At 72.9% G+C, this 11,577-nt stretch carries 7 protein-coding genes; 4 read left to right on the forward strand and 3 right to left on the reverse strand.

Annotation, left to right across the window (positions count from 1 at the left end; translation table 11 throughout):
* The first annotated feature begins 209 nt into the window (after positions 1-209).
* Complete coding sequence (locus tag ACFWPI_RS38695) at positions 210-1,493, forward strand: RICIN domain-containing protein (protein ID WP_380380448.1); 1,284 nt, start codon at positions 210-212, stop codon at positions 1,491-1,493.
* A gap of 12 nt (positions 1,494-1,505) precedes the next feature.
* On the opposite strand, the gene ACFWPI_RS38700 is transcribed toward ACFWPI_RS38695, so the two are convergent.
* Entirely contained in the window at positions 1,506-2,138 is a 633-nt protein-coding gene (locus ACFWPI_RS38700; protein ID WP_363370884.1) for a YdcF family protein, read from the reverse strand.
* 74 nt (positions 2,139-2,212) lie between these two features.
* Positions 2,213-3,235, reverse strand: coding sequence for a cytochrome c oxidase assembly protein (locus ACFWPI_RS38705; RefSeq protein ID WP_380380450.1), 1,023 nt, complete (start codon positions 3,233-3,235; stop codon positions 2,213-2,215).
* Between the two features lie 256 nt (positions 3,236-3,491).
* Between ACFWPI_RS38705 and ACFWPI_RS38710 the strand changes: the two genes are divergently transcribed.
* Positions 3,492-4,484, forward strand: coding sequence for an NAD-dependent epimerase/dehydratase family protein (locus ACFWPI_RS38710; RefSeq protein WP_380380452.1), 993 nt, complete (start codon positions 3,492-3,494; stop codon positions 4,482-4,484).
* Between the two features lie 83 nt (positions 4,485-4,567).
* Here ACFWPI_RS38710 and ACFWPI_RS38715 read toward each other — a convergent pair whose 3' ends face one another.
* Entirely contained in the window at positions 4,568-6,679 is a 2,112-nt protein-coding gene (locus ACFWPI_RS38715) for a phosphocholine-specific phospholipase C (protein WP_380380454.1), read from the reverse strand.
* A gap of 201 nt (positions 6,680-6,880) precedes the next feature.
* On the opposite strand from ACFWPI_RS38715, the gene ACFWPI_RS38720 reads away from it, so the two are divergent.
* The gene (locus ACFWPI_RS38720; RefSeq protein WP_380380456.1) at positions 6,881-9,061 is read left to right on the forward strand and encodes a hypothetical protein; all 2,181 of its coding nucleotides are present in this window, start codon (positions 6,881-6,883) and stop codon (positions 9,059-9,061) included.
* 303 nt (positions 9,062-9,364) lie between these two features.
* Positions 9,365-11,395, forward strand: a complete 2,031-nt coding sequence (locus ACFWPI_RS38725; protein ID WP_380380458.1) for a transglycosylase domain-containing protein — start codon at positions 9,365-9,367, stop codon at positions 11,393-11,395.
* The last annotated feature ends 182 nt before the right edge of the window (positions 11,396-11,577 follow it).

The raw sequence follows: 11,577 nt of genomic DNA on the forward strand, positions 1-11,577 counted from the left end.
GTCCGGTACCGGACCCGGGAGCCTCCCGGCTTTCCGGGCGGCCTCCGCGGCGCTGCGGCGCCAGTGCGGAGGAAGATCATCAACGGTTCGTCAGGGAGCCGTCAAGATCACGGGTGGTGCCGGTGAGCGGCCCTAGCATCCGGAGGACCGTTCTCCGCTGCGGATCCGCAGACGGACGCCACCTCGCCGAATGATCGGGGCACTTCAGCATGCGCGCTTCCTCCCGCCGGACGGCCAGGGCCACCCAACGGGCCGTCGCCGGCACCCTGCTGGCGGCCCTGGCCTCGACCGGCCTGATGGCCGTGCCGCAGCAGGCCTCGGCGGCGACCGACTGTCCGGGCATCGAGCCGGGCGTCGGCGGGCCCGCCAACATCGGCAACGGCAACTGCTACAGCGCGCTGATCAGTTCCATCGGCGCCATGATCGGGGGCTTCCGCAGCGCGGCCCTCACCGCGCAGGCCGACAACGCGGCGTTCACCCAGGGGATGGCCGGCCAACTGAGCGCCGCCGCACCGGGGTTCAACGTGATGGTGTTCAAGTACGACGGCACCGACCTGTACGACACCCTCTGGTTCCGCAACGTCTACGAGGCGGACATGCGCGGGGTGCTGATCGACCAGACCGTCAAGCTGGAGCACCACGACAGCGAGGGCGGCCCGACCGGCTACGACGACTTCCGGATCTGGGTCTTCGCGGGCGAGTCGACCTTCACCAACAAGGGCGACGGCGGCTACGGGAACTGGGCCTTCGTCGGCAGCGACTCGGACCGGACCGTGACCACCTCCCGGTCCTGCGTGCTGATCCGCTGCTACGACAGCAAGCGGATCATCCACTTCCCGGCCCGCGAGATCCCGGCCGACATCGCGGGGACCCCCGGCACCCCGGGCGTTCCCGTCACCCCCGGCATCCCCGGCACGGTGCCGGGCGTCGGCACCGGTGGGACTGCCACCCCGGGTGTCCCGGCCAAGCCCGGTACGGTGCCGGGCGTCGGCACGGGCGGCACTGCCACCCCGGGCGTCCCGGCCAAGCCCGGTACGGTGCCGGGCGTGGGCACCGGCGGGACCGCCACTCCCGGCGTGCCCGCGCACCAGGGCGGCGGCGGTGGTGACGCCGTGACCGGGCTGCTGTACCCGAAGGTGAAGACCGGCCGGGGCCCGGTGGCCACCGGGGCCGCCTCCGGCCCCTCGATCCTCGCCGGCACCAGCGGCCCCAAGAACACCGGCTGGCAGTTCACCGCGCTGGGCAACGGCCGCTACAAGATCACCAGCGCCGTGTCCGGCCTCGCGCTGACCGAGAACACCAAGGGCTACGTCGCCGACGCCAAGCCGTGGACCGGCGCCGACGAGCAGAAGTGGCAGCTCGTCGCGCAGGGCGACGGCCAGTACCGGATCCGGATCACCGACCAGGACTGCCTGACCTACGACGAGGACGCCAAGGCCCTGGGCGTCTGGACCTGCGACAGCGGCTGGAACCAGCAGTGGAGGCTCCAGTAGCAGCCCCGGGCCCTAGCCGAGGAGGGCCCCGGTGCCCGTGAGGAGCAGGAGGGCGGCGGCGTTGGCGCGCGGGTACGCGAGTGCCGTGCCGACCGCCTCCCGCAGCAGTGCGTACGGGCCGTGGGCGAGCAGTCCGTCCGCGCCGACCACCCGGCCGGGGGCGCCGGCCCGGCGGGCGGCGAGTGCGGTGCGGGCGGTGTGGAAGCCGCTGGTGACGACCGTGCACCGGTAGCCGGGCCGTTCGGCGGCCATCAGCGCCGCGCTGAAACGCAGGTTCTCGACGGTGTTCACGGCCCGTTCCTCGCGCCGGATCCGGTCGGCCGGGACGCCCCGGGCGGTCAGGTAGCGGGCCATCGCGGCGGCCTCGGTGCACTCCTCGTGCGGGCCCTTCCCGCCGGTGACCAGGAGCAGCGGCGCGTGCCCGGCGGCCTCCTCGGCGGCGAAACGTTCCAGCGCGGCGTCCAGCCGGGCCGCCAGCGGCGGGGCGGGCTCGCAGCCGTCCAGGGCGGCGCCGAGGACCACCAGGTAGTCCGCCCCGACGGGGGCGGGGCGGCGCCCCTGCCGCAGCGCGCAGCCGAGGAAGCCGAGCAGCCAGAGCAGGACGTACCCGCCGAGCAGGACGGCGACGATCAGCAGAGCGTGCATACCGTCCGAACGTATACGGCGGAACCCCCGTTCCACAGGGGGACGAGGGTTCCGTGGTGCAGGCGGCGGCGGGCTCAGCCGGCGTCGGCCGCCGGGGTGACGGGGGTGACAGCGGCAGCGGGGGAGGCCGGGGCGGCGGGGGCCGCCGGGCGCGGGCCGCGCTTGTGCAGCGAGGCCAGGTAGGCGTTGTACGCCTCCAGCTCGGCGTCGCCGCTGCGTTCCTCGGCGCGGTCGCTGCGGCGGGCCTGCCGCTGTTCGGAACGCATCCACTGGTACACCAGCGCGATCAGCACGATCGCGGTCGGGATCTCGCCGAACGCCCAGGTGATGCCGCCGGCCAGCTTCTGGTCCTCCAGGAGGTCGGTGCCCGGCGGCGAGCCCTCCACGGTGAAGGTGGTGACCAGCGGGTGGCTGGCCATCATCACGGCCACGCCGAAGAAGGCGTGGAACGGCATGCCCATGAACAGCTCGATGATCCGCATCACATGGCTGGGGCGGTGCGGGCCCGGGTCCACGCCCATGATCGGCCAGAAGAAGGTCAGACCGGTGAGGAGGAAGTGCACCATCATGAAGATGTGCCCGGCGCGGTACTGCATCAGGAAGTCGAACAACGGGGTGAAGTAGACCCCGTACAGGCTCGCGATGAACATCGGGATGGTGAAGGCCGGGTGCGAGATCACCCGGACGTAGCGGCTGTGCAGCAGCGCCACCAGCAGCTCGCGCGGCCCGCGCGGGCGGCCCCGGCCGGCCGGCCGCAGCGCGCGCAGCGCCAGCGTGATCGGGGCGCCCAGCAGCAGCAGGATCGGCGTCAGCATGGACAGCACCATGTGCTGGATCATGTGCGCGCTGAACAGCACCATGCCGTAGTCGTTCAGCCCGGTGCAGGTGACCAGGATCAGGCTGCCGACACCGGCCGCCCAGCCGACCATCCGGCCGACCGGCCAGCGGTCGCCGCGCCGGTGGAGCCGGACCACGCCCGCCGCGTACAGCGCCAGGGCGGCCAGGCCGCCCAGCAGGAACACCCAGTCGGGGGACCAGGTCCAGACGTTGGACAAGGTGAACGGGCCTAGCTGGGTCATCCCGCCGTGGTGGTGCATGCCTGACATTCCGTCGCCCATCGGGGGGCCCTGCTTTCCGTCCTGGTGGCCCCTGGAGGGGGTCCGGTTCGCCCGTTTTGCTTGGCCTACAGCCTAGGTGGGCCTTACCTCGGGCCGTGCCCCGCCCCCTCCGTACGGGTGGCCGCCGGGCGGGTGGCGGCTGGATAGACTGACCGGCCGGTCGACGGCGACACGCCGATACGGCGACACGGGACGCGCCGAGACGGCGACACGGTGGGACGGCGAGGGGTGCGGCATGGCGGCGGGACGGCGGCACCCGGAGCGCACCACGGTCGCGCTGACCGGGGCGACCGGCTTCATAGGCTCCGCGGTGCTGGCCGCCCTGACCGCCCGCGGCGCGCGGGTGCGCGCGCTGGCCCGCGACGTGCCGGACGGGCGCGGCCCGGCCGTCTGGGTGCCGGGCGACCTCGCCGACGGGGCGGCGCTGGCCGCGCTCTGCGAGGGTGCCGACGTCCTGCTCCACCTGGCCTCCCGGGTCTCCGGGGGCGCCGAGGAGTGCGCGGCGGTGAACGTGCGCGGCACCGAGGCGGTGACGGCCGCCGCGACCCGGGCCGGGGTGCGCCGGATCGTCCACCTGTCGACGACCGCGGTGTACGGCGAGGGCCCGCACTCCGGCATCGGGGTCGACGAGGTGCCGGCCGCCCCGGTCTCCGAGGCCAGCCGGACCAGGCTGCTCGGCGAACGCGTCGCGCTGGCGGCCGGCGCCGTCGTGCTGCGGCCCGGCCTGGTGACCGGGACGGGCGACCGCTGGGTGGTGCCCGCGCTGGCCGAACTGGTCCGCCGGGTGCCGGTGCCCTGGGCGAGCGGGAGCGCCAGGCTCTCCGTGGTGGACCGCGCCGACCTGGCCCGGCTGATCGCCGCGCTCGCCCTGGACGACCACGCCGTCCCGCCCGGCGTCCAGCACGCGAGCCATCCCGACCCCGTCCGGGCCGGCGACCTGCTCGCCGCCCTGGCCGGCCTCGGCCTGCTGCCCGCCCTGCCCGGCGCGGACGGCCCGGATGGCCCGGACGGCCCGGACGTCTCGTGGGACGAATGCCGGCGTCTGCTCGCCGCCACCCCGGGCCGCGTCTCCGAGCGGCAGTTCTCCCTGATCGCCCGCGACCACTGGTACCGGGGGGACGACGTCTGGCGCCTCGCCGCCTGTCCGCCCGGCCCCGGCCCCCTCGCCCGGCTGCCCGCCGCCGCCCCCTGGTACCGCCAGGCGCTGGGGCTCGCCGCACCGGCGTAGGACGAAACGTCGGTGCGGCGCGCCGGTTCAGGCGCCGTGCCGTCGGTCGGGCGCTGTGCCGACGGTCAGGGCCGCACCGCCGGTCAGCTGGTGCCGGGGTCGCTGGTGCCGGGGCGGCCGTTCTCCAGGTGGCCGGCCCAGCGGCGGCGGAAGGTCGGGCCGTCGGTGGCGGCGACGGTGATGTCGTACCAGCGGCTGTCGGGGCGTATGTCGAAGGTGAACTGGGCCGAGGCGCCGCGCCGGATGCTGCGGCTCTGCTGCGAGCCCTTGGCGTAGGCGTTGGCGACGGTCACCGTCCGGGCGACCGGCCCGTTGTTGGTGATCTTGACGCGCACCTTGGACTTCTGCGGGTCGAACAGCGCGACCAGCTCGGTCCGGGCGCCGCCCTCGAACTCGTACACCGACCCGTTCGGGCCGTGGGCGGCGAGGTGGTAGTCGCCGGAGGCGGAGTGCGGCCAGAAGTCGCCGAGGGTGTCGCCGCCCGAGATGGTGTAGCGGCGGGGGGCGGCCTTCGGCGCGGTCCGGTCGTAGATGTAGAGCCAGGCGCCGGCTTCGCCCCGGTTCTCCAGATCCAGCTGGAACCGCCCGGGGGTGTCCGTCTCCTCCTCGTTGACCACCAGGTCGTACGGGAGGGCGCGGGCCGGCCGGACGCCGGGCTCCTGGGTGGGCATCCGCTGGGGCAGCGGCACCTGGTACGGCTTGCCCTGCGAGGCGATCGGCGCGGGCACCGGGATCGAGACCGGCCGCGGGTCGGCGCCGGAGAAGTCGAGCGCCGAGGTGAGGTCGCCGCAGACCGACCGGCGCCAGGCGCTGATGTTGGGCTCCTCGATGCCGAACCGGGCTTCCAGGAACCGCAGGACGGAGGTGTGGTCGAAGGTCTCCGAACAGACCCAGCCGCCGCGCGACCACGGGGAGATGACCAGCATCGGCACGCGCGGGCCGAGGCCGATCGGCTGGAGGCCGCCCGGGTCGGCGCCGGGGACCAGCGGGCCCATCTCGCCCGGGTGCTTGCCGAGGTCGAGCAGTTCGTCGCGCAGGCTCGCCCTCAGGTCGGCGGAGACGATGCCCTGGCCGCCCGGGCCGCTGACGACCGGCGGCATCGGCGGGACGACGTGGTCGAACAGGCCGTCGTTCTCGTCGTAGTTGATGAGGAAGACCGTCCTGCCCCAGACCTCGGGGTTGGAGGTGAGCGCGTCCAGCACGAGGTTGATGTAGTACGCGCCGTCGGTGGGCGTCGCGGACGGGTGCTCGCTGTACTTGTACGGCGGGACGATCCAGGAGACCTGCGGCAGCCGGCCCTGCTGGACGTCGGAGCGGAACTCCTTCAGCGTGTGGTCGGTGGCGCCCTTGTCCACCAGGGGGCCCGACGCGCCCTCGGCGACCTGGTACCGCTCGAAGAACATCAGCGAGTTGTCGGTGTAGTTGTCCGTGGGGGTGCCCGGCTCGCCGGAGCCGCCCTGGTACAGCTTCCAGCTGACGCCGGCCTTCTCCAGGCGCTCGGGGTAGGTGGTCCAGGTGTAGCCGTTGGTGTTGTTGCGCTCCTCCAGGCCGGGGCCGTTGGGCTTGCGGCCGTACACGTTGCGCGGGTCGCTGGTGCCGGTCCACAGGTAGATGCGGTTGGGCGCGGTGTCGGCGTGGACGGAGCAGAAGTACGAGTCGCAGAGGGTGAAGGCGTCGGCCAGGGCGAAGTGGTACGCCAGGTCCTGGCGCTTGAGGTGGCCCATCGTCATGACGTCCTGCTTCTGGTTCACCCACTGGTCGTGGCGCCCCTCGTTCCAGGCGAGGTGGCCGCTGCTCCAGCCGTGGTCGGTGCCGGCCTGGTACTCGGTGGTGTTCCTGGGGTCGATGTACCAGGGCAGCACCTCCTGCTCGGAGGCGGGCAGACCGCGGTCGTGGTAGCGGCCGGTCTTCACGGCGGCGGCGGGCTGGTGCCAGTTCGGCCGACCGTCGGGCAGCAGCGTGGGGCGCGGGTCGTCGAACCCGCGCACGCCGCGCAGGGTGCCGAAGTAGTGGTCGAAGGAACGGTTCTCCTGCATCAGGACGACGACGTGTTCGACGTCCTCGATCGAGCGGGTCCGGCCGATCGCGGGCAGTGCCAGGGCCTTGCTGACCGCGGGCGGGAACGCGCCGAGGCCTGCGGCGGCTGCGGACGCGCCGCTCAGCTGGAGGAATCGGCGCCGGTCGATGGAGGCCACGTGGTGTCCTTCCTTCTCGGGGTACAGGGGGGTGCCAAGAAGGTTCGAACATAGGTGCCGCAGCCAGGCCGTACGAGGTCCCCCAGCGAACGCCGCATGAGTTTTCAGCCAATTCCTGTCTAGCCAACTTCCCTGGACCCACCGGCGACGGGCCCGGAAACCCGCATGCGTCGCCCCGCACCGTTCTGCGAGCATGACCGCATGGTCCACCGTCTCGAACCCATCGTCGTCCGGCACACCCATCGCCTCCCCGCCCCCTCCCGGCCGGGCGCTCCGGCGGGGCAAGGCGCTGTCGTGGCGCGGCAGTTCGACGCCGCGCTGATGTCCGTGGGCTTCAAGCTCTCGGCGGACCTGCTGGAGTACCTGTCGGGGCTGCCCGAGGCGACGGTCGTCGACACCGCCGCCCGCACCCTGGGCACCGTCCGCGAGTCGGTGGGCGACCACGTCGGGCACAACGCCTACTTCATCGACTTCCCGCTCAACGTGCCGGACACCTTCGAGTTCTGGACGCACTGCATCGCCGGGGCGCTCGCCGACGACGCGTCGCGAGGCAGTGTGCTCGCCCAACTGCGCACCGGCGTGGTCGACCTGCTGACCCTCCCGTCCTACGGCCGCTACCAGCACAGCTACGCCGAACTGCTCGCCGCCCACGACGAGCTGATCGCAGCTGCGGGCGACCGCATGACGGTCCTGCACCTGGGCGGCGCCCTGGAGGAGGAGGTGACGGCCCTCTACCTGGCCCTGGCCGGCAGCACCACGCCGCTGGGCGAGGAGGGCCTGCGCGACCTCGGCGTGCTCGCCGGGCACTGCGTCGCCGGTCCGCAGCCAGAGACGATCCCGGTCCGGGAGAACCGCGCCGTCGTCAACCTCGCCCGTCTCCAGGCCGGCGCCGACCTCCTCCTGGACACCGTCACCGACGTGCTCCGGCTGGCCTGCGCACTGTCCGACGGCGACGTGACCCTGGCGGAACCGACCCGGTTCCGGGCGCTGTCCCGACCGGCCCGCCGTGCCCTGCTGGCCGGCCTCGACGCCGTGGTGGGCGCCGACCCCGCCAAGCTCGCCGACGTCAGCGGGCACCGCGAGGCGTTCAAGCGCCTCGGTGAGCGCCTCCACCCGCACGAGTACCCGCGCTGGCCGCGCGCCGCCGAGGTGTTCGCCGTGGCCCGGGGTGAGGTGGCGGCCCGCTCCCTCACCAGCCGCGTCGAGGAACTCCTCGGCGCCGGCGACGTCACCGGCGCGGTACGGCTGCTGGCCACCGCCCCGGGCATGCTGTTCCGCTCCCTGGACCGCCTGCTGCGCGCGGGCCGCACCCCGGAGGAACGCGACACCGTCGTGGCCGCCGTCGAGCAGGCCGCCCCGCAGGTCTCCGGCCGGGTCCTGCTGTCGGTCCGCGAACACCTCCACAACCGCACCGGGGTAGCGGACGGGCGCCGCCTCTTCGTCAACCGCCTCGGCCGCGCCTGGGTCACCACCGACACCCGACCGCCCCTGCCGGCACCCGAACGCGACCGCCTGCTCGCCGCCCTGGACGCCGAGACGAGCCGCCGCCTCCCCGACCCCGGGCACCTGCTGATCGACCCCGACGTACTCGACGTCGCACTCCCGCTCAGCGGCAAGGCCACCACCGCCGGACTCGGCGTGCTGCCCCGCGGTTCCCTCACCCCGGTCGACGGCGAACTGCTGCGCTTCTTCGTCTACTGGAAGCAGACCGGTCACAGCACCGACTTCGACCTGTCCGCCCTGATGCTCGACGACTCCTACGAGACGCTCGGCTGGCTCTCCTACACCTCGCTCAGCCAGGTCGAGGGCGAGCACTCCGGAGACGTCACCGACGCCCCCGACGGCGGCTCCGAGTTCATCAACCTGCGCCTGGGCGCCGTACGTGGCAGCGCCATCGTCCCGCAGGTCAACATCTTCTCCGGTGAGGGCTTCGAGGAGGTCGAGGAGTCCTTCTTCGGCTTCATGCTGCGCGACGCCGAACAGCAGGGCCGCCCCTTCGAACCGCGTACCGTCCGGATGAAGTCGGACCTGCGCGGCCCGGGCAGGGTCGCCCTGCCGCTGGCCTTCCTGCGTGGGGACGACGGCCGCTGGCACGCCAAGTGGCTGCACCTGTACCTGAAGGGCAACCCGAACGCCAACCGGGTCGAGGGGAACCGGATGTCGGTCGCCACGCTGCTGCGGGGCATCGTCGGGCGTGACCACCTGACGATCCGCCATCTGACCGAGCTGATGGGCGAGCGCGCCACCGCCACCACGCTGTGGGACGGCATGTCGTTCCCGGCCGGCCCGGTCACGTACATCGGTCTGGAACGCCCGGAGGGCCTGCACCCGGACTCCGTCGTCATCACCCCGGAAAACCTGCGTGACCTGATCCCCGCCTGACTGCTAGCGTTGGCCCCGGCGAGGCCATGAACGGGCTTCCTTCTCACTCCACCTGACATAGCCCGTTCGCTTTCCTCGCCCTCGACCACCCGCCGGGGTGCCACAAGGCACCCCGGCGTCGTCGTTTCCCCGTGGTCCACCTCCTCGGCCAACGTTGTTCCGCCCCAGGCCGGGTGGGTCCGTGCCGCCCCGCCGGTCCGCTCGGTATGACCGTGATCACATCAATTCCGTTGTGCCGTGGTCCGACCCCCATCGCGTCTGAGTTCGGGGGTCTGTGCCCACGAGCGAATCGGAGACCGGACTGTGCGTGCTGACCAAGGTGGCGGGGCGGAGAAGGAGAAGCCCGGAGGGGAGGCCGGAGGGGAGGAGCCCGGAGGGCGGCGGTGGATCGACTACCCGCGCAGAGGGCGGCGCGGAGTCCGCCGCTGGCTCCCGTCCTGGCGGCAGCTGCTCCTGGTGGCGGGGGCCGGGGCTGCGGTGCTGACGGGATGGCTGACCTGGTTCTACGTCACCACCCACGTCCCGGAGGACCTGAACGCCTTCGCCACCCAGCAGAACAACGTGTACTTCTGGGCGGACGGCACCGAGATGGCGCGGATCGGCGAGACCAACCGGCAGGAGGTGCCGCTCGACCAGGTGCCGGAGTCGGTGCAGTGGGCCGTACTGGCGGCCGAGAACGAGACCTTCTACTCGGACCCGGGGATCTCCTTCACGGGCATCGGCCGCGCGGTCTACCAGATGGCCTCGGGCGGTGAGACCCAGGGCGGCTCGACCATCACCCAGCAGTACGTCAAGAACAACTACCTGAACCAGCGTCAGGACTTCTCCCGCAAGCTGAGCGAGATCGTCATCGCGATCAAACTGGACCGGCGGATGGGCAAACCGGACATCCTGGCCGGCTATCTGAACACCAGTTGGTTCGGGCGCGGCAGCTACGGCATCGAACGGGCCGCGGCCGCGTACTACGGCAAGGACGTCTCGCAGCTCAACCCGAGCGAAGGGGCCTTCCTCGCCGCCCTGTTGAAGGGGGCCGGGCAGTTCGATCCGGGGATCAGCGCGAACAACCACCGGCGGGCCGAGGAGCGGTGGTCCTGGATCCTGGACCGGATGGTGAAGGTCGGCAGGCTCTCCGCCGCCGAGCGCGCCCGGTACACGGTGTTCCCCGAGCCCAGGACCCAGCCGAAGGCGGCGGGGCTGAGCGGCCAGGTCGGGTACCTGGTGGACATGGCCAGGACCTACGTGGAGGGCCACAGCGACATCACGCAGGCCCAGTTCGACCTCGGCGGCCACCAGATCTTCACCACCTTCGACAAGCCCAAGGTCAACGCGCTGGCCGCCGCGGTGCGGGACGCCACCAAGGGGATCGACCCCGACAGCCGTGAGACCGACCGGTTACTGAAGGTCGGTGCCGCCTCGGTCGCCCCGGACGGGAGGATCGTCGCGCTCTACGGCGGAACCGACTACCTGAAACAGGGCTTCGACAACGCCAACACCTCCACGGTGCCGGTCGGTTCGGCCTTCGCCCCGCTGGTCTACGCCTCGGGCCTGAGCGAGGGCGTGCAGCGCAAGCGGGGCGGCAGCCGCACCCCGGTGACGCCCACCACCACCTACGACGGCGACGACGGCGTGAACGTGATGACCCCGGAGGGGCCGTACTGGGGGCGCAACGGGCGGATAGCGAAGACCGCCAACGACGGCAAGCGGAGCTGGGGGACGGTCACCCTGAGGAGCGCGGTGGAGCAGTCCGTCAACGGGCCGATGATGCAGCTCGCCATGGACGTCGGCCTGGACCGGGTGCAGAAGACCGCCGCCGACCTGGGCCTGCTCCCGGGCAGCATGGGGGAGTTGGTGCCGGCCTTCGGCGTCGGGAACTCCACACCGAGCGCGATCAGGACCGCCGACGCCTACGCCGCCTTCGCCGCCGGAGGCAGCCACACGGACCCGTACTCCGTCCTGCGGATCACCCGGAACGGCGAGCCGCTCGGGCTGCGCCTGCCGACCGCCGTACAGGCGCTGACCCCGCAGGTCGCGGGGGAGGTGGACGCGGCGCTCAAGAGCGCGGTCCGCACCGGGAGCGCCAAGGCGGCGGCGGAGGCCGGGCCGGACCTGGCCGGGAAGCCGGGGACGACCCCGGAACGCACGGCGGGGTGGTTCGTCGGCTACGACGCGCGGATGTCCACGGCCGTCACGGTCTTCCGGGCGGACCTGAAGGACATGAAGCTGCTCTCACTGGAGGGGCTGGGCGGCGCCGCCCCGGACACCCCGGACTCCGCGCTGCCCACCCAGATCTGGACCTCGTACATGAAGGCGGCCGGTGGCCCGGGAGGACGGTAGGGCCTGGGGCCGGTGGGGCCGGGGGGGGGGGCGGAGGGGGGGGGGGGGGGTGGGGCGCGGGGGGTGTGGTTGGTTGTTTTTGGTGTGGGTTTCTGCGGGGTGGTGGGTGGTGGGGGGGGGGGGGTCTGGGGGGGGCGGGGGGGGGGGGCCGCCGCCCGGCCTGTTGGTGCGTCATGGTGGTC

The organism is Kitasatospora sp. NPDC058492, from assembly GCF_042720685.1.
Taxonomy (GTDB): Bacteria; Actinomycetota; Actinomycetes; order Streptomycetales; family Streptomycetaceae; genus Kitasatospora.